The sequence below is a fragment of the Ruegeria sp. AB8 genome, assembly GCF_056542605.1.
Genome location: NZ_JBQGAB010000015.1, coordinates 121920 through 139207, shown reverse-complemented (window position 1 = coordinate 139207; position 17288 = coordinate 121920). Strand labels below are relative to the sequence as shown.

Genomic DNA, 17288 nt, shown 5'->3' with positions numbered 1-17288 from the left:
CGGTCGAGATGGTGATGCCGCGCGCTTTCTCTTCCGGCGCACCGTCAATCTGGTCATACGCTTTGAAGTCACCGAAATACTTGGTGATTGCTGCGGTCAGCGTGGTCTTACCATGGTCAACGTGGCCAATCGTGCCGATGTTGACGTGCGGTTTTGTACGCTCAAACTTTTCCTTTGCCATTCCTCAGGCGCCCTTTTGCGATTTGGGGGACCCTTGGTCCCGTGGTTACATCTGCGCGCGCGAGATATTTGGTTCAAAGGGGAAAATCAAGCACATCCTGAGGGAAAAGCGGCCCCTTATGCCGGATTTTGCGTAACATCCCCGGATTCGAGCGGCCGGATCAGATCGGGCCGCCGATCAAACCAGCCGTTGTCCTTGTGTTCCTCGGCCAGCCACTCCTCAACCCGGTCGGCGACTTTTAGGGCAAGCCCGCTCATCTGCTCTTCTTTGGTCCGCTCGTGCCCCGAGCCTTTCAGGGCACTTCCGCCGGTCGTGTCCTCAAGAACCTGAAACTGTTTGCCCTTGGCCAGAAACTCTTTCTTGTTCACGTCATACACGTTTACCAAAACAATCGCCGTGCTTTTGGGATTGTAGATCACGGGAATGCCCGGAGGCGCCAGCATATAGCCTTCCAGACTGATACCGATGTCATATTCCTGTGCACCGGAGTAGCGACCCAGGCGAATGTCGACCGCGTTCTGAATGGCTGCGGTCCATTCATCAGGCGTCGCATCCCGCGACACCGGGCCCTGCACCGCCTTTTCGGCAAAGGCATAGTTGACCCGCAGCTTGAATTCGCCCAGCGATTCTGGCTCTTCATAAACCTGCGTCTGGGTGCAGGCGGCCATCAGGGCCAATCCGGTGATCAGGGTCAGAATGCGCAACATGTTCTCGTCTCGATAGGCCTGTTTTTCTTTGATCTAGCGCACCGATACGGCCTGTGCCAAGTCGTATCGGCAGAAATCCACCCGTAAGCGCGCCCTGATCACGAGAATTTATAGTCGCGCGGGAAGCCATAGGGAGGTTTTTTACCAACGCTGGCACGTTTGGCCAGCCACTGGGACATATCGGCCTCGTGCCGGGTCTTGTCACCACCCATCGACCACTTCAGGCCCTCTTCCCAGTTGAAAGTGGTGATGTCGGACAACCCGCCATCCAGCTCCAGCGTGCCCTGGCGGCCGCGCGCCATGTTGTATTTCTGAAGGCGCACGCCCTTGCCACGTGTCATCTCGGGCAGGTCTTCGGTCGGGAACACAAGGAACTTGCCGTTCTGAGACACAACGGCCACGTGATCCCCATCCACCGGTTTACAGATCATCGCGGTTTCATCGCCTTTGACGTTCAGCACCTGTTTGCCGTTGCGGGTCTGGGCCAGCACATCATCCTCGGGCACCATAAAGCCGTTGCCCGCACCCGATGCGACAAGCAGCTTTCGGCCTGGCTTGTGAATGAAAATGTCGATGATCTGCGCCTCATTCGGCAGGTCAACCATCAGGCGCAGCGGTTCGCCCATGCCGCGCCCGCCGGGCAAGTTGGCGGCGCTGACGGTGTAGAATCGCCCGTTCGAGGCAAACACCAGCAGGCGATCGGTCGTTTCGGCGTGGAAAATGAATCGTGGGCCGTCACCGTCCTTGAACTTCAGTTCACGCTTCAGGTCGATATGGCCGGTCATGGCGCGAATCCACCCCATCTGAGAGCAGACGACCGTAATCGGCTCGCGGTCGATCATCGCCTCAAGCGGCACTTCCTCGACCTGACCCGCTTCGGCGAACCGCGTACGACGCGCGCCGCCTTCGTAGTCTTTGCCGAATGTCTTCTTGGTCTCTTTCAACTGCTCGGCGATCTTGGCCCATTGCAGGCCCTCATCGGCCAGCAGGTCTTCGAGGTTGGCGCGCTCCAGCATCAATTCATCACGCTCACGCACCAGCTCCATCTCTTCCAGACGGCGCAAACTGCGCAGGCGCATGTTGAGGATGGCGTCGACCTGCACCTCGGACAGCTCGCCCTCACCTGGCTTGGGCGAGACATAGTCGGCCTCGTTGGTCGCGCGGACGTGATCGATGCCCCAATCCTCGCGCATCAGCGCGGCTTTGGGGTCGTCATCGTAGCGGATGATGTCGATTACGCGGTCGAGGTTGAGGAACGCGACGATAAAGCCCTCCAACACCTCCAACCGGTGGTCGATCTTGCCAAGACGGTGACGCGAGCGGCGGATCAGCACTTCTTGCCGGTGATCGAGGAAAGCGCGCAGCACCTCCTTCATCGAGCAAACCTTGGGCGTCACCCCGTCGATCAGAACGTTCATGTTCAGACTGAACCGCACCTCAAGGTCCGAGTTGCGATAGAGCATCCCCATCAGCACCTCGGGGTCCACGTTCTTGGAGCGTGGTTCCAGGATCAGGCGAATGTCATCGGCAGATTCGTCGCGGACATCCGCGAGGATCGGGATTTTCTTGGTCTGGATCAGTTCGGCGATCTTTTCGATCAGTTTCGATTTCTGAACCTGATAGGGGATCTCGGTAACAACGATCTGCCACTGACCTCGCCCCAGATCCTCGACCTCGAACTTGCAGCGCAGACGGAACGAACCGCGCCCGGTGCGATAGGCCTGTGCGATATTCTCTGGCGGCTCGACAATCACGCCGCCGGTCGGGAAGTCCGGGCCGGGAACATAGTTCAGCAGCGTGTCGTCACGCGCGTCCGGCGTTTTGATCAGATGCAGACAGGCATCACAGAGTTCCGAGATATTGTGCGGCGGGATATTGGTCGCCATCCCCACCGCGATACCGCTGGAGCCGTTGGCCAGCAGGTTCGGAAACTGTGCGGGCAGCACGACTGGTTCGGTCAGCGTGCCGTCATAGTTGTCGCGAAAATCGACGGCGTCCTCGTTCAGACCTTCCAACAGCGCCTCGGCCACGATGGTCATCCGCGCCTCGGTGTATCGCGAGGCCGCCGGGTTGTCGCCGTCGATATTGCCAAAGTTCCCCTGACCGTCGACCAGCGGGTAACGGACGTTGAAGTCCTGCGCCAGACGCGCCATCGCGTCGTAAATCGCGGCGTCCCCGTGCGGGTGATAGTTGCCCATCACATCGCCGGAAATCTTGGCCGACTTCCTGAATCCTCCGGTTGCGCTGAGTCGCAGCTCTCTCATCGCATAGAGGATTCGCCGATGCACCGGTTTCAACCCATCCCGCGCGTCGGGCAGCGCCCGGTGCATGATGGTGGACAGCGCATAGGTCAGATAGCGTTCGCCAATCGCGCGGCGCAGCGGTTCGGCTACCTCACCCCCGTTGCCGGGGGTCTCCATGTTGGGGTCGTCGATCGTGTCGTTCATATATGATGTGATACGACGCAAGCGCGGCGTGGTAAAGCAAGCAGGGCACAATTTACTGGGGACAAGTCGCGCTTTTTGCAACACGGGGAGGCAAGCCCCGGATTTCCCCCATCTTTCGACTCAATCCCCAAGCTATGCTAAACTTTCATCAATTGAATGCTGCCTGTTTGTTGTTGCGATTACCCGGGGGATTGCGTCATGACGCGCCTTATACTTGTTACCTTTGCTCTGCTCGGATGGAGCTTCTACGTGATGAGCGGCGGCCCCGATTTCGAGCCGCGCGGCCTGCGCACGGAAAAACCTGTGCAAGTGGCGTCAGTTCCCAAACCTGCACCAAAGCAGATTGCCCCGGCCCCGGCGGAAGACCTTGTGAAAAAAGCCGCTATTAGGCCGGTCGAACCCGAGAAGCCAAAGCTGGAACCTGAACCAGCGCCTGTTCAGGTCGATACTCAGGCACAGCTGACGCAGGTTGCTGTTGGGCTGAATTCAGACCTGTCCCTGTTTGGCGATCAGGCCGCGACATTCTCTCTGGCGTCTCTGGATCAGGGCGCGGCAGCGCTGCGTCAGATCACACCTGAGGTGCCTGACGGGGTTACGCAGACCGTTGCCCCCACCGAGCCCGCAAAAGACATCCGCGAAGTTACGGGCACCCGCGTCAACATGCGCGATGGGCCCGGCACGATCTATCCGGTCGTTGGCAAGGTTTCGATCGGACAGAAGGTCGAAGTGATTGGCGATTCGGGAACCGGATGGCTGCGGCTGCGCGTGTTGCCCGGGCAACAGATCGGATGGATTTCCGCCTCACTGATCCGAAAAACAGAAAACTGACACAGCGATGTCATTGTCCTGACCGGGACCGCGCCATAGCTTTTGGCAAAAGAACATCTCGGGGATGACATGCAGAAATCCATTCTGATCACAGGCTGCTCTTCCGGTATTGGCCTGGATGCGGCTCATGGGATGCGCGCCCGCGGCTGGCGAGTCTTCGCGGCCTGCCGCCAACAGCGCGACTGCGACAGGCTGAGGGCACAGGGCTTTGACAGTCCGCGAATCGATTATGCAGATGCGGAGAGTATACGAACAGGCCTGGAACAGGTGCTCGAAGCGACCGACGGCACACTGGATGCACTGTTCAACAATGGTGCACATGGATTGCCCGGTGCGATAGAAGACGTGCCGACGGATGGGTTGCGTGTCATATTCGAATCCAATGTTTTCGGCTGGCATGAGCTGACCCGGCGGGTCATCCCGGTGATGCGGCGTCAGGGTCACGGTCGTATAGTACAATGCTCATCGGTGCTTGGACTGGTCGCGTTCCCCTGGCGCGGTGCGTATGTCGCGACGAAATACGCGATCGAGGGTCTGACCGACACCCTGCGGCTGGAGCTCAGGGATACCGATATTAAGGTCGTCCTGATCGAACCCGGGCCGATCACTTCGAAGATTCGGGAAAACTCGATCCCGGTGTTTGAACGGTTCATCGACTGGGAAAACTCGGCATTGCGGGAAAAATACGAGACTTCGCTGCTGACGCGCCTCTACGAATCTTCTGGCCCCGACCGGTTTGAACTGCCCGCATCAGCCGTGACCGACAAACTCGCGATTGCCGTGAGCGCGAAAAGACCGCGCGCGCGCTATTACGTCACCACGCCCACCTACATCGCCGGGTATCTGCGCCGGGTTTTGTCCACAAAAACCATAGATCGCATTCTGTCATTGGGCTGAGACACAAAAACCCATTCGCTTTTGCCGCTGCGCCCGCTAGATGGAGGCGTGAAAACAAACGCGGACGAGGGCTCCATGGACCTGATCATGCTGGTCTTGCTTTTGGCCATGGCGGCAGTTGTCGTCGTTTTGGCTTTGGGCATTGCAAACTTTGGCAAAGGTGGGACCGAAGCGGCCCACAAAAGCAACAAGATGATGCGCCTGCGCATCCTGTTTCAGTTCATTGCCGTGGTGCTGATTGTGCTCTACGTCTATCTGCGCGGACAGGGAGGGCAATAAATGGTTGTTCTGAACAAAATCTACACGCGCACAGGCGACGATGGAAAAACCGCGCTTGGCAATGGCGAACGGGTCGCCAAATACTCGGGCCGTGTGGCTGGCTATGGCACGGTGGACGAACTGAACGCCTTTGTCGGCGTCGCCCGCGCTGAAGCTGATGGCGATGTTGAACTAGCGCTGGCGCGCATCCAGAACGATCTGTTCGATCTGGGCGCTGATCTGTGCCGTCCCGATATGGAAAAGGATGCCGAGGCGGATTACCCGCCATTGCGGATCGCTCCGGCACAGATCGACCGGCTGGAAGCCGAGATCGACTCCATGAACGAACGGCTGGAGCCACTGCGCAGTTTCATCCTGCCGGGCGGCACCCGGCTGGCGGCGCAATTGCATGTATGTCGCACGGTGTCGCGGCGTGCCGAGCGTCTGGTGGTCGAACTGTCCAATATGGAGCCCGTCAACGTAGTCGCCGTGAAATATTTGAACCGGCTGAGCGATTGGTTCTTCGTCGCCGCCCGCTGCGCCAACAACGACGGCCAGGCTGACGTTTTGTGGGTTCCGGGCGCGAACCGCTGAAAGCGGCACGGTGTCCTGTAGACCCGGTGGCGACCGGAAGGGTGAGGCCTCGGCCCGACAATCACAGTAAAGCGTCTGTTCCGGTCTGCCACTCGTCCCGTCGCGCACCAACCTGTTCCCACTGCGACACTACCGCTACGTAAAAAAATCATGAAACGCGACGTCTCAAGCTTACGACGTGACGATTTTGCTCTGTTGTCGCGCGGATTGAGACGCTATCTACACCCCGAGAGCATTGGTGGAGTCGCGACGCGGCTTGCCGTTTTTGTAAGGAGCGTACGCAAAAATGAAGGTACTTGTGCCTGTCAAGCGCGTGATTGACTACAACGTGAAGGTTCGCGTGAAGGCGGACGGGAGCGGTGTTGATCTCGCCAATGTAAAGATGTCGATGAACCCGTTCGACGAGATTGCAGTGGAAGAGGCGATCCGCCTGAAAGAGGCTGGCAAGGCTGAGGAAGTCGTGGCCGTCTCGATCGGCGTGAAGCAGGCGCAGGAGACGCTGCGGACCGCTCTGGCCATGGGCGCGGACCGCGCCATTCTGGTCGTTGCTGCCGATGACGTGCATCAGGACATCGAACCGCTGGCCGTTGCCAAGATCCTTGCCAAAGTGGTCGAGGAAGAACAGCCGGGCATCGTTCTGGCGGGTAAGCAGGCGATCGACAACGACATGAACGCCACCGGCCAGATGCTGTCGGCCCTGCTGGGCTGGAGCCAGGGCACCTTCGCGTCCGAGCTGGACATTGAAGGCGACACTGCCAAGATCACCCGCGAGGTGGACGGCGGCCTGCAGACCATCAGCGTCAAGATGCCGACCATCGTGACCGTTGATCTGCGTCTGAACGAGCCGCGCTATGCGTCGCTGCCCAACATCATGAAGGCGAAGAAAAAGCCGCTGGACGAGAAAACCGCCGCCGATTACGGCGTCGACGTCACTCCGCGTCTGGAAATCGTCAAGACCGAAGAGCCGCCGGCACGCGCTGCGGGCATCATCGTGGGCTCGGTCGACGAGCTAGTCGAGAAACTCAAAGAAGCGGGGGCTGTGTAATGGCTGTTCTTCTTCTCGCTGAAGTCAACAATGGTGAGCTGTCGCTGGACGCCACCGCCAAGGCCGTCAATGCCGCGAAAGTTCTGGGCGATGTGACCGTTCTGGCCGCTGGCGGTTCCGCCGCTGCCGCTGGTGAAGCTGCTGCCAAGATCGACGGCGTTTCCAAGGTTCTGGTTGCCGAAGACGCTTCGCTGGGCCACCGCCTGGCGGAATCGACCGCAGCGCTGATCGTGGGTCTGGCCGACGGGTACGAGCACATCGTGGCACCCGCCACCACCGACGCAAAGAACGTGATGCCGCGCGTTGCAGCGCTGCTGGACGTGATGGTGATCTCGGATGCATCTGGCGTTGTCGACGGCTCGACCTTCGAACGCCCGATCTATGCAGGTAACGCGATCCAGACCGTGAAATCGAACGACGCCAAAAAGGTTGTCACCTTGCGGACTGCCAGCTTTGACGCGGCTGGCGAAGGTGGTTCGGCCCCGGTCGAGACCATCTCGGTCGGCGAAAGTCCGGGCCTGTCGTCCTGGGTCGAGGACAAGGTTGCGGCCAGCGACCGCCCCGAGCTGACCTCGGCTGGCGTTGTTGTTTCAGGTGGCCGCGGTGTTGGCTCCGAAGAAGACTTCAAACTGATCGAAGCTCTGGCTGACAAGCTGGGTGCCGCTGTTGGCGCATCGCGCGCGGCGGTCGACTCGGGTTACGCTCCGAACGACTGGCAGGTGGGTCAGACCGGTAAGGTCGTGGCTCCGGACCTGTACGTTGCCGTAGGCATCTCGGGCGCGATCCAGCACCTGGCCGGCATGAAGGACTCGAAGGTCATCGTCGCGATCAACAAGGATGAAGAAGCGCCGATCTTCCAGGTCGCCGACTTCGGACTGGTTGCCGACCTGTTCCAGGCCGTTCCGGAACTGACCGAAAAGCTTGGCTGATCAAGAACACAATTTTCTCGATGAGAAATCTTCAAGGCCCGCCACAAGGCGGGCCTTTTTCAGTTCAGATCTTGAACAACCGGCACCAGAGCATCCGCGATGGCCCTGTGTGCGGCCGGGCCGATCATGTGCTCTGCCATGGGCTGCTGCAATGTTCCGAACAGCACGTCCTCAAGTTCGTCCGAAGCGCCGGCAACGCTGACCGACAACTCGACGATACCCGCGCATTGCGATCGGAATTGCTCGACCATGGGCCTATCGATCTGCAATTGCCCGCCAACATCGCATGGCGATTGCCTGTGCACACGCAGCCACAGCAATATCACTGGCGGTCCAACACGCTCGAGAAAGGACTGCAGGTTTTTGCACCACTGATCCTGCAAACCCTGGGCTAACACCGCAAACCGGGCGGCCCCAAGATCCAATAGCCGCGTCAAAAGATGCTTCACGAAGTGAAACTCTGTGAAATCAACTTCGGGGTAAAGGTCTACGAGTTTACGCGTCGGCTCAAGAAACCTATCATTTCGGCGGGGATGCACCCGGTAAAATGGGTTCGACTGATCAGCAAGCCCGGGGATTTGCAGCACGCACAGGCCGGAACCATTCACCAGGTTCAGTATCCCTTGATCGCGCACCAACGCCTCGGCCCCTGCAAACAGGCTGCCCAGATTGACACAACACTTTCCCACACGCCCTTCCAGCACTGAAGGGAACGGCTGATCCACGAACCGCCCGAATGTTTCGTCGCCGCCAACACAAACCACTGAGGACTTGTCCGGTCGCTTCTCAGGCCCGCGAAACCAGAGCCTGGATTGTTCATATTGGCAAACGGCAACATCGACCCGGTCCGAGCCGACCTGAAGATAGCTCATAACACCCACCTGTTTTTCACCCGGGTGCCATCTTGCGGCCGCAGGAATTGATAAAACCCTAATGTGCGCATTTGAAGCAAATTCAGCCTGATCCAACCCCTTGCCGCCCGCCCCGATCTGCCGATAGTGTCGGATCAACCTATGGGACAAAGGCACCTGAACATGGATGTAAAATCAGTCGGAGTGATCGGCGCGGGCCAGATGGGCAATGGCATCGCCCATGTTTTGGCGCTGGCGGAATATGACGTCCTTCTGACCGACGTCAGCCAGGAGGCGCTGGACAATGCTCTGGCGACGATCGAAGGCAATCTTGCCCGGCAAGTGTCCCGCGGAAAGATCACCGACGAGGCAATGCAGGCCGCCCTTTTGCGCATCGCGACCACGCTTGAATTGCCTAAACTGGGTCAAACCGATCTTGTGATCGAGGCCGCGACCGAACGCGAAACGATCAAGCAGGCCATTTTCGAGGACCTTCAACCGCATCTGCAGCCCCATACGATCCTGACTTCGAATACCTCATCTATTTCGATCACGCGTCTCGCCAGCCGGACCGACCGTCCGGAACGGTTCATGGGGTTTCACTTCATGAACCCTGTACCGGTGATGCAGCTTGTCGAGTTGATCCGCGGCATCGCAACGGATGAAGCGACCTACAAAGCCTGCAAAGCTGTTGTGGACCGGTTGGGCAAGACCGCAGCCAGCGCCGAAGATTTTCCGGCCTTCATCGTGAACCGGATCCTGATGCCGATGATCAACGAGGCGGTTTATACGTTGTATGAGGGTGTCGGTAGCGTTCAGTCCATCGACCAGTCAATGAAGCTGGGCGCCAATCATCCGATGGGGCCGCTGGAGCTGGCGGATTTCATCGGCCTGGATACCTGCCTGGCGATCATGAATGTGCTGCATGAGGGTCTGGCCGACACCAAATACCGTCCGTGTCCACTGCTGACAAAGTATGTCGAGGCCGGCTGGCTGGGCCGCAAGACCGAGCGCGGGTTTTATGACTATCGTGGCGAAGTCCCAATACCAACGCGCTGACGCACAGGGGGCCAGCCCCCTCGCCCGGATTTCATCCGGGCTCACCCCCGGGATATTTTCAGCCAGATGAAGACGCGGATCAGGCCCTGGTCCCACCGCCCAGAGCCAAGGTGTGCTTTCTAAGCCATGCCATGAACCCGCGCGGGTCTTTTTCGAGTAGTTGCATGTCGTCCGGCGATATCGGATCACCGATGACCGGAGATTGCGGTTTGTTGCAGGACCTTACGATCTCGTGCAGCAGCAGCCCCTGACGCAGGATCGGGGAAACACGGTTTGCGATCTGATACCAGCGCGAGTTGCAACCAGGAAAAAAGATCGGCACGACCTGAGCACCGGACCGGCGGATCATCTTCGCCGTAAAGACGTTCCATTCCCGTTCCTGTGCGGGGCCGAACCAACTGTCCGAAGACATCACCACGCCCGAAGGGAACAAGGCTACCACGCCGCCGTCCTTGAGGTGTTCCATCGCCTTGCCGCGCATTTCCAGCATCTTGGCCTGGGCTTCGGGATCGTGCGGAAACGGAACTGCGATCATGAACGATGTCGCAGCTTCATCCAGGCCGGTCAGAACCGAGCGGGTCAGGATGCGATAATCGCTGCGCACGCGGCCGATCAGTTCGGCAAAAATCATGCCGTCAACCATGCCATGGGGGTGGTTGGCGACCACAACGACCGGGCCTTCCTTGGGAATGCGATCGATCTGTTCCTGCGGCGTGGTCAGTTTGATGCCCATCACCTCGAGCGCGCCGCCCCAGAAACGCTGGCCGCGATACAACTCGTTCTTTTTCTCGAATTTATTGACCATTCGCAAAATGGTCAGTTTTCCGGTGCACCATTCGATGACCCGAATGGCAGCCGAAGTCCAGGCATCGTCAAACGAGTTGGCGTAGGTCAGCGTTCTGCGATCATAGATTTCGCCTTGTTCACCGGCCCCATCTACCACCGGGTTCGTCTTGGTCTCGTGCGTTGTTTCCGCCAATTCCTGGTTTTCCCGTTCTTCCTGTCCTGGCAGGACCGGCTCAGAATCCCTCTCCGAACTTGTCGTTCACCAAAGTTTCCAAGGCTTCCGCCAACGCCTCAGCATCCGGTCCGGACGTCTCGACGTCAATAGTGGTTCCGCGCGATGCTGCCAACATCAAAAGGCCCATAATACTGTCTCCGGATGCAGAAAGTCCGTCCCGCGAAACCTCGGCACTGGCATCAAATCCCTCGACCACCTCGACCAGCTTGGCTGAGGCACGGGCGTGCAGGCCCTTTTCGTTAATAATTTTCAAGCTTCGGGTGGTCATGGTCTATTAATCCAATTTTAGTCCAACGTGACATTCTGCGCATTGATATATTTTCGTCCAGCCTCAATCGCTTGCCGGACGGCATCGCCGACGGGCAAGTGGCGGCTTTTGGCCAGTTTGATCAACATGGGAAGGTTTGCGCCGTAAAGTATGCGACGATCCTGCGGGGCGCAGGCCCGCATGCTCAGATTCGACGGGCTGCCGCCAAACAGGTCAGTCACGACAACGACACCGTCGCCGGCGTCGACCTGATCCGCGGCACGGCATATTTCGCTTTGTTTGGCGTCGCGATCATGATCGGCCTCGATCGGGATCGCGACAAGACCCGGCTGTGTCCCGACCACGTGCTGCATCGCGGCCAGGTATTCTTCGGCCAGCCTGCCATGCGCTACAATTACGATCCCGATCAATCCGGCCTCACATTCAACGAGCGTCGTTCCATTTCGCGGTGTCTGATTGCCACCTGCTGGCCCTCTTCCGCAAGGGCTTTTGCGACCGCTTCGGCCATCGCGACCGAGCGATGTTGCCCACCTGTGCAGCCAAACGCAACCGAAAGATGCGCCTTGCCCTCGGCCCGGAAGGCCGGCAGCAAAAGCCTGAGCAGATCGACGACTCTGTCGAAGAACGGTCGGTAGTTCATATCCGACTGAACATAGCTTGCAACATCCGGGTTTCTACCATCGGCCGCGCGCAATTCAGGGCGCCAGTACGGATTGGCCAGAAACCGGCAGTCAAACACCATGTCCAGTCCCCTTGGCAGGCCGCGCTTGTACGAAAAGGATTCAATCGACACCGCCAGATGCCGGCCGCCCTGAGGTGCGAACCATCGCTCGACCTCATCGCGCAACTGATGGACATTCAGTGCTGTCGAGTCGATCAGCGTATCGGCAATTTCGCGGATCGGGGCCAGCAGTTCCTTTTCCTGGCGTACGCCGGATTCGGGGCTGGAATCCCTTGCCACCGGGTGCCGCCTACGGGTTTCGGAAAAGCGCCGCAGCAGCACGTCATCGCTGCAATCCAGATAAAGGGTGGTCAGATCGACCTGTTCCATCCGGCTGAGTTTCGCCACCAGTTCAATGAATCCGATGGTTGAAAAATCGCGGTTGCGCGCGTCGATCCCAAGCGCCATGGGCCGGTCGCTTTCCGGGCCATCCAGAAGGCGTGTCAACAACCCCATGGGCAGGTTGTCGATGGCTTCAAAGCCCAGGTCTTCGAGAACGTGGATTGCGGTCGAACGTCCGGCACCCGAAGGCCCGGTGACCAGAACGATACGCCGCTGTGCTGTCAGTTCCCGGGCCATTCCGGATCCATTCGTCCCATTTTCATTAATTGCACCAATGCTGCGGCCAAATTGGGGACTTCACCGCCCCAAAGCAAGGGAACAGGATGCCCCAGCAGAACCACCATCCGTGGCTCGGGCAAACGTGCGGGTTCGCTCTGGTCCAGATCTACAACGACGCTGACAGGAACCGGCCCCTTCGGATCTGCGCGCAACAGGCCGATACCACGCGCCTCGATCACGCCCCGCAGCTCCGGAACGGCGTCGGCGATCACATGGCCATCCCGTACATGCAGATTGACCCGATCGTCCGCAACAAAACTCGCCCCCAGCGCCATCATCTGCAGCGCCAGTGACGACTTGCCCGCGCCCGAACGCCCCACGATCAGAAGGCCGTGCCCTTCGATGCTGACGCAAGCGGCATGGATACAAGCTGTGTTCTGTTGTTCGATGGCAGAAAGGGTCGGGCTGGACATATGCCTACAAAGGAAGCCCGACAACAAACCGGGCGCCCAAAGGATCCGAAGTTATGTCCGCTTCGGTCGGACGGATGTTCTCCGCCCAGATCACGCCGCCATGGGCCTCAACAATCTGTTTTGAAATCGCAAGTCCCAAGCCCGAGTTGTTCCCAAAATGCTCGACCGGGCGCTGCGAGTAGAAGCGTTTGAACACTTTGGTCAGCGCCTGATCGGGTATGCCCGGACCGGTATCTTCAACCACCACCAGAACCCGGTTCTCGCGCTGTCGTACCCAGACCCGAATGGCATCGCTTTCCTCGCAGAAGGAAATCGCATTGGTGATCAGATTGACGAAAACCTGTGCCAGTCGCGCCTCAAGCCCGTTGATCATAATCGGATCGGGCGGCAGATCGGTGATGTAGTCGATCCCTTTCGACCGGGCGTCTTCGCCCAGATACTGCCCAAGATTGCCCAGCAGCTTGAGCAGATCAAAGGGCTGCTCCTCTTCTTTGACCAATTCGGCATCCAGTCGGGATGCGTTCGAAATATCGCTGACCAACCGGTCCAGGCGCCGCACGTCATGTTCGATCACGCCCAAAAGTTTCTCGCGCTGGTCGTCGCGTTTGACCATGCGCAGCGTCCCGACTGCCGATTGCAGGCTTGCAAGCGGGTTCTTGATTTCATGCGCCACGTCCGCCGCAAACTGCTCGTTCGCATCGATCCGGTTGTAAAGCGCAGTCACCATCCCTCGCAGCGCTCCGCTGAGTTGCCCGATTTCATCGGGGCGGGCGCTGAGGTCGGGAATTCGAATGCGGCCCGGATTGACACCAGCCCCTCTGTCCCTGCCCATCTCGGCAGCCGCCGCCAGATCCGCAAGCGGGTTGGCGATGGTTGATGCAAGAACAAGGCTCAGGCCGACGGACACCAGCAGGGCCACCACGAACATCTGTAGAATGCGCTCCTGCTCCTGCCGGGCAAGCGCATCAATCTCACCGGCCGGACCGGCCATGGCAACGGCACCGACCGGGCTTCCCTCGAACAGAATGGGCGCAGCCGCAACGATTGCGGTTTCCCCTGCATCATCCTGAACCGCCTGCATTTGAACATTGCCCAGCAATGCCTGCGGGATGATTTCCTGTACGCGTTGTGCAAGCGTCGGTGGATCGGTTTCCTGCGGTTTCGTGAATACTGTCGTCAGACCCATCCAGACGGCATTGAGACCGTCACTGATAACTGTACTGCCGGTTGGCGCATCGGCCCCTGACTCCAACCCGAGAGGCATTTGCGCCGGCAGCGAAGCGCCTCGGGTCCAGCCAATTAGGGTGCCCTGGGTATCATAAATGAAGACCTCGCCGCCATCGGGCAGTGTAAGTCCGGACAGCGTGTCCCTGACATCCAGATCAGCAGCGTCCCGGGGGCCGTCGGAGTCCGCCTGACGCAGCTGGGTTTCGAACACGTTGCTGACCAGCTGGGCATCACCCACCAGATTGCGCGCCGTCTGCTGGACCCGCTCCTTGCGTGAATCGTCCAGATACAGCAACCCGGTAACAAGAATGACCAGGGCGATCAGGTTGAACGTGATGATCTTGCGCGCCAGAGGAGAGCCGCGCAGAGAAAACAGATTGCGTCGCGACCGCGTTGCCCTGACTTCATGGGACTCGGGATCATGCGGGATGACCCAGTCATCCCCCAGAACGACATCTCCGTCGCGCAGCGCATTGGCTTGTTCGGTATCGCGCACGAGACCCGGCTACCCCTTATCAGAAGGCTGTTCTTATTCTTCGTTGTATCTGTACCCGATGCCGTACAGGGTTTCGATGGCCGAAAACTCAGGATCTGCCGCACGCATTTTCTTGCGCAGCCGCTTGATGTGGCTGTCGATGGTGCGGTCGTCGACATAAACCTGATCGTCATAGGCCACATCCATCAACTGATCGCGGCTTTTGACGAACCCCGGTCTCTGCGCCAGCGCCTGCAACAACAGGAACTCGGTCACTGTCAGCGAAACATCGGTGCCCTTCCAGCTTACGGCGTGGCGCAGCGGATCCATCCGAAGCTCGCCACGCTCCATGACCTTGGCGTCGCCAGAGGCGGCAGCGGACACATCGCCCTCGGTCGCTTCCTGCCGGCGCAGCAACGCGCGGATACGTTCAACCAGAAGACGCTGTGAAAAAGGCTTTTTGACATAGTCATCCGCGCCCATGCGAAGGCCCAGAACCTCGTCGATCTCGTCATCCTTGGATGTCAGGAAGATCACCGGCATCTGAGTTTTCTGGCGCAGCCTTTGCAACAGGTCCATGCCGTCCATGCGGGGCATCTTGATGTCCAGCACCGCCATGTCCGGCAATTTCTTGTTGAATGCATCCAGGGCAGCCTGCCCGTCATTATATGTTTCGACCTCAAAACCCTCGGCTTCGAGCGTCATGGATACCGACGTCAGAATGTTCCTGTCGTCATCCACCAGTGCAATCTTTGACATCGGGTTCATCCCTATTCCTGCTCACTCTTGCAATAATTGGCTTATTTGTAAGGCATTGTTGGCGTTTTTAGGACGCCGAATCAATCCGTAACTGCGAATCGTGCCTTTCTTGGGGCAAGCTTGCGGCAAATTTGCCTTGCTGCCCGCAAATTGCCGCCCAGATTTTTGGCGGAAAATTCTTGGTGGCGCTAAACTTGTACTTGGTTGCGCTAACTGCGCCAAACCGTCCTGTTCATGCCCTAAATGACCGTGATAAGACCCGCCCATCCGCCGGTTTTTCCCGGCATACTGCCCCAAGAGCGCATAAGGCCAAACAGCCTTCGCGCCGCCACAGGAGAAGACACACATGACATCTGGACGGGTTAACCCGCAATTCCGCCTCGAGGATCAGGGCATCGAGGGTCTGGGCAATGTCTATTACAACTTCATGGAACCGGCGCTGATCGAAGAGGCGCTGAAGCGCGGCGAGGGCACGCTGGGCAATGGCGGCGCGTTTCTGGTTACGACTGGCAAATTCACAGGCCGGTCTCCGAAAGACAAGCATGTCGTCAAGACCGACAGCGTCGCCGACACCATCTGGTGGGAAAACAATGCCGCAATGACCCCCCAGGGCTTTGACGCGCTATATGAAGATATGCTGGCCCATATGAAGGGTCGCGACTATTTCGTGCAGGACCTCGTCGGTGGCGCCGATCCCGCCTATTCGATCAACGTGCGCATGGTCACCGAGCTGGCCTGGCACAACCTGTTCATCCGCCACCTGCTGCGACGGCCGGACCGCGCTGACCTGGACGAGTTCACCGCGGATTTCACCGTCATCAACTGCCCCAGTTTCAGCGCAGACCCGAAAAAGCACGGCTGCCGCAGCGAGACCGTGATTGCGCTGAACTTCGACCGCAAGCTGATCCTGATCGGCGGCACAGAATATGCAGGTGAGAACAAAAAGTCGGTCTTTACCCTGCTGAACTACATGCTGCCCGAAAAGGGCGTGATGCCGATGCACTGCTCGGCCAACCATGCTGTGGGCAACCCGGTTGATACCGCCGTGTTCTTCGGCCTGTCCGGCACCGGCAAAACCACCTTGTCCGCCGACCCGTCCCGCGTGCTGATCGGCGATGACGAGCACGGCTGGTCCGACCGCGGCACTTTCAACTTCGAAGGTGGCTGCTATGCCAAGACCATCAACCTGAATGCCGAGGCAGAACCCGAGATTTACGCCACCACCACGAAATTCGGCACGGTGATCGAGAACATGGTCTTCGATCCCGAGACCAAAAAACTGGATTTCGACGACGATTCCCTGACAGCGAACATGCGTTGCGCTTATCCGCTGGAGTATATCTCGAACGCATCGAAATCGGCGTTGGGCGGCCATCCAAAGAATATCATCATGCTGACCTGCGACGCATTTGGTGTTCTGCCCCCGATTGCGCGGCTGACACCGGCGCAGGCGATGTATCACTTCCTGTCAGGCTTCACGTCGAAAGTCGCCGGTACCGAGCGTGGCATTACCGAGCCTCAGCCCACATTCTCGACCTGTTTTGGCGCACCTTTCATGCCGCGCCGCCCCGAGGCCTACGGCAACCTGCTGCGGGACAAGATTGCCCAGCACGGCGCGACCTGTTGGCTGGTGAACACCGGCTGGACCGGAGGCGCTTACGGCGTTGGCAGCCGGATGCCCATCAAGGCAACCCGCGCGCTGCTGACTGCGGCGCTGGAAGGGTCGCTGGCGGATGCGGAATTCCGCAAGGATGCCAGCTTTGGCTTTGACGTTCCGGTTTCGGTTCCCGGTGTGCCCGAAGTCCTGCTGGACCCGCGCCGCACATGGGACGATCAGGCGGCCTTCGACAAACAGGCTGAAAAACTGGTGCAGATGTTTGCCGAAAACTTTGAGCAATATCTGCCCTTTATCGACGAAGACATCAAAGCCGTCGCGATCGGATAAGGCAATTTCAGGGGCCGCAGCGCCCCTGATTTCATCCGGACC

The 17288-nt window shown here is 58.9% G+C and carries 20 protein-coding genes; 8 read left to right on the top strand and 12 right to left on the bottom strand.

Translation table 11 applies throughout. The features are described 5' to 3' along the window. The 3 genes from ACR0CG_RS16400 to ACR0CG_RS16390 form a co-directional block, all read right to left on the bottom strand. Nucleotides 1–181 (bottom strand): GTP-binding protein (locus ACR0CG_RS16400; protein WP_480526299.1); only part of this gene is annotated, 181 nt, incomplete at its 3' end. Between the two features lie 116 nt (nucleotides 182–297). Next, nucleotides 298–888: a hypothetical protein gene (locus ACR0CG_RS16395; protein ID WP_170681495.1), complete on the bottom strand. Its 591-nt coding sequence runs from the start codon at nucleotides 886–888 to the stop codon at nucleotides 298–300. Between the two features lie 98 nt (nucleotides 889–986). Beyond that, complete coding sequence (locus ACR0CG_RS16390) at nucleotides 987–3335, bottom strand: DNA topoisomerase IV subunit A (RefSeq protein ID WP_480526296.1); 2349 nt, start codon at nucleotides 3333–3335, stop codon at nucleotides 987–989. A 198-nt stretch (nucleotides 3336–3533) separates the two neighbouring features. On the opposite strand from ACR0CG_RS16390, the gene ACR0CG_RS16385 reads away from it, so the two are divergent. From ACR0CG_RS16385 to ACR0CG_RS16360, 6 genes are all read left to right on the top strand, one after another. Then, complete coding sequence (locus ACR0CG_RS16385; protein WP_480526294.1) at nucleotides 3534–4163, top strand: SH3 domain-containing protein; 630 nt, start codon at nucleotides 3534–3536, stop codon at nucleotides 4161–4163. A 69-nt stretch (nucleotides 4164–4232) separates the two neighbouring features. Next, complete coding sequence (locus ACR0CG_RS16380) at nucleotides 4233–5060, top strand: SDR family NAD(P)-dependent oxidoreductase (protein ID WP_480526292.1); 828 nt, start codon at nucleotides 4233–4235, stop codon at nucleotides 5058–5060. Nucleotides 5061–5135: 75 nt separating this feature from the next. Beyond that, nucleotides 5136–5339, top strand: coding sequence for a twin transmembrane helix small protein (locus ACR0CG_RS16375; RefSeq protein ID WP_170611869.1), 204 nt, complete (start codon nucleotides 5136–5138; stop codon nucleotides 5337–5339). Then, nucleotides 5340–5912, top strand: coding sequence for a cob(I)yrinic acid a,c-diamide adenosyltransferase (locus tag ACR0CG_RS16370; RefSeq protein WP_480526290.1), 573 nt, complete (start codon nucleotides 5340–5342; stop codon nucleotides 5910–5912). Between the two features lie 286 nt (nucleotides 5913–6198). Further along, the gene (locus ACR0CG_RS16365) at nucleotides 6199–6957 is read left to right on the top strand and encodes an electron transfer flavoprotein subunit beta/FixA family protein (RefSeq protein WP_170611874.1); all 759 of its coding nucleotides are present in this window, start codon (nucleotides 6199–6201) and stop codon (nucleotides 6955–6957) included. Continuing rightward, nucleotides 6957–7886 carry an electron transfer flavoprotein subunit alpha/FixB family protein gene (locus tag ACR0CG_RS16360; RefSeq protein ID WP_480526288.1) on the top strand — a complete coding sequence of 310 codons (930 nt, stop codon included), beginning with the start codon at nucleotides 6957–6959 and terminating at the stop codon, nucleotides 7884–7886. The genes ACR0CG_RS16365 and ACR0CG_RS16360 overlap by 1 nt, the downstream gene beginning before the upstream one ends. A 59-nt stretch (nucleotides 7887–7945) precedes the next feature. Here ACR0CG_RS16360 and ACR0CG_RS16355 read toward each other — a convergent pair whose 3' ends face one another. Beyond that, entirely contained in the window at nucleotides 7946–8758 is an 813-nt protein-coding gene (locus ACR0CG_RS16355) for a DUF6473 family protein (protein ID WP_480526286.1), read from the bottom strand. Between the two features lie 162 nt (nucleotides 8759–8920). Between ACR0CG_RS16355 and ACR0CG_RS16350 the strand changes: the two genes are divergently transcribed. Further along, nucleotides 8921–9796, top strand: a complete 876-nt coding sequence (locus ACR0CG_RS16350; RefSeq protein ID WP_170805976.1) for a 3-hydroxybutyryl-CoA dehydrogenase — start codon at nucleotides 8921–8923, stop codon at nucleotides 9794–9796. Between the two features lie 79 nt (nucleotides 9797–9875). Here the strand turns inward: ACR0CG_RS16350 and ACR0CG_RS16345 are convergent, their stop codons facing one another. Genes ACR0CG_RS16345 through ACR0CG_RS16310 form a run of 8 tightly spaced genes read right to left on the bottom strand, consistent with a single transcriptional unit; the run spans nucleotide 9876 to nucleotide 15568 of the window. Beyond that, a complete protein-coding gene (locus ACR0CG_RS16345; RefSeq protein WP_480526283.1) occupies nucleotides 9876–10775 on the bottom strand; it encodes a lysophospholipid acyltransferase family protein in 900 nt (299 codons plus the stop codon). Between the two features lie 40 nt (nucleotides 10776–10815). Next, nucleotides 10816–11085 carry an HPr family phosphocarrier protein gene (locus tag ACR0CG_RS16340; RefSeq protein ID WP_170611881.1) on the bottom strand — a complete coding sequence of 90 codons (270 nt, stop codon included), beginning with the start codon at nucleotides 11083–11085 and terminating at the stop codon, nucleotides 10816–10818. Nucleotides 11086–11102: 17 nt separating this feature from the next. After that, nucleotides 11103–11495, bottom strand: coding sequence for a PTS sugar transporter subunit IIA (locus ACR0CG_RS16335; RefSeq protein ID WP_170611883.1), 393 nt, complete (start codon nucleotides 11493–11495; stop codon nucleotides 11103–11105). Continuing rightward, complete coding sequence (gene rapZ, locus ACR0CG_RS16330; protein ID WP_480526281.1) at nucleotides 11492–12385, bottom strand: RNase adapter RapZ; 894 nt, start codon at nucleotides 12383–12385, stop codon at nucleotides 11492–11494. Before rapZ ends, ACR0CG_RS16335 begins: the two co-directional genes overlap by 4 nt. Continuing rightward, the gene (locus ACR0CG_RS16325; RefSeq protein WP_480526279.1) at nucleotides 12370–12840 is read right to left on the bottom strand and encodes an HPr kinase/phosphorylase; all 471 of its coding nucleotides are present in this window, start codon (nucleotides 12838–12840) and stop codon (nucleotides 12370–12372) included. Before ACR0CG_RS16325 ends, rapZ begins: the two co-directional genes overlap by 16 nt. A gap of 4 nt (nucleotides 12841–12844) precedes the next feature. After that, nucleotides 12845–14563, bottom strand: coding sequence for an ATP-binding protein (locus ACR0CG_RS16320; RefSeq protein ID WP_480526277.1), 1719 nt, complete (start codon nucleotides 14561–14563; stop codon nucleotides 12845–12847). Between the two features lie 33 nt (nucleotides 14564–14596). Then, the gene (locus tag ACR0CG_RS16315; RefSeq protein WP_170611892.1) at nucleotides 14597–15301 is read right to left on the bottom strand and encodes a response regulator; all 705 of its coding nucleotides are present in this window, start codon (nucleotides 15299–15301) and stop codon (nucleotides 14597–14599) included. A gap of 21 nt (nucleotides 15302–15322) precedes the next feature. Beyond that, nucleotides 15323–15568 (bottom strand): hypothetical protein, encoded by a 246-nt coding sequence (locus tag ACR0CG_RS16310; RefSeq protein ID WP_170611894.1) that lies wholly within the window; start codon nucleotides 15566–15568, stop codon nucleotides 15323–15325. Between the two features lie 79 nt (nucleotides 15569–15647). On the opposite strand from ACR0CG_RS16310, the gene ACR0CG_RS16305 reads away from it, so the two are divergent. Further along, on the top strand, nucleotides 15648–17246 hold the full coding sequence (locus ACR0CG_RS16305) for a phosphoenolpyruvate carboxykinase (RefSeq protein WP_170681513.1): 1599 nt from the start codon (nucleotides 15648–15650) through the stop codon (nucleotides 17244–17246). Nucleotides 17247–17288 lie beyond the last annotated feature (42 nt).

Excerpts from the sequence above, each read along its gene's own strand:
- ACR0CG_RS16395 (WP_170681495.1), bottom strand. The coding sequence starts at position 888 with ATGTTGCGCATTCTGACCCTGATCACCGGATTGGCCCTGATGGCCGCC.
- ACR0CG_RS16390 (WP_480526296.1), bottom strand. The coding sequence starts at position 3,335 with ATGAACGACACGATCGACGACCCCAACATGGAGACCCCCGGCAACGGG.
- ACR0CG_RS16385 (WP_480526294.1), top strand. The coding sequence starts at position 3,534 with ATGACGCGCCTTATACTTGTTACCTTTGCTCTGCTCGGATGGAGCTTC.
- ACR0CG_RS16380 (WP_480526292.1), top strand. The coding sequence starts at position 4,233 with ATGCAGAAATCCATTCTGATCACAGGCTGCTCTTCCGGTATTGGCCTG.
- ACR0CG_RS16375 (WP_170611869.1), top strand. The coding sequence starts at position 5,136 with ATGGACCTGATCATGCTGGTCTTGCTTTTGGCCATGGCGGCAGTTGTC.
- ACR0CG_RS16370 (WP_480526290.1), top strand. The coding sequence starts at position 5,340 with ATGGTTGTTCTGAACAAAATCTACACGCGCACAGGCGACGATGGAAAA.
- ACR0CG_RS16365 (WP_170611874.1), top strand. The coding sequence starts at position 6,199 with ATGAAGGTACTTGTGCCTGTCAAGCGCGTGATTGACTACAACGTGAAG.
- ACR0CG_RS16360 (WP_480526288.1), top strand. The coding sequence starts at position 6,957 with ATGGCTGTTCTTCTTCTCGCTGAAGTCAACAATGGTGAGCTGTCGCTG.
- ACR0CG_RS16355 (WP_480526286.1), bottom strand. The coding sequence starts at position 8,758 with ATGAGCTATCTTCAGGTCGGCTCGGACCGGGTCGATGTTGCCGTTTGC.
- ACR0CG_RS16350 (WP_170805976.1), top strand. The coding sequence starts at position 8,921 with ATGGATGTAAAATCAGTCGGAGTGATCGGCGCGGGCCAGATGGGCAAT.
- ACR0CG_RS16340 (WP_170611881.1), bottom strand. The coding sequence starts at position 11,085 with ATGACCACCCGAAGCTTGAAAATTATTAACGAAAAGGGCCTGCACGCC.
- rapZ (WP_480526281.1), bottom strand. The coding sequence starts at position 12,385 with ATGGCCCGGGAACTGACAGCACAGCGGCGTATCGTTCTGGTCACCGGG.
- ACR0CG_RS16325 (WP_480526279.1), bottom strand. The coding sequence starts at position 12,840 with ATGTCCAGCCCGACCCTTTCTGCCATCGAACAACAGAACACAGCTTGT.
- ACR0CG_RS16315 (WP_170611892.1), bottom strand. The coding sequence starts at position 15,301 with ATGTCAAAGATTGCACTGGTGGATGACGACAGGAACATTCTGACGTCG.
- ACR0CG_RS16310 (WP_170611894.1), bottom strand. The coding sequence starts at position 15,568 with ATGGGCGGGTCTTATCACGGTCATTTAGGGCATGAACAGGACGGTTTG.
- ACR0CG_RS16305 (WP_170681513.1), top strand. The coding sequence starts at position 15,648 with ATGACATCTGGACGGGTTAACCCGCAATTCCGCCTCGAGGATCAGGGC.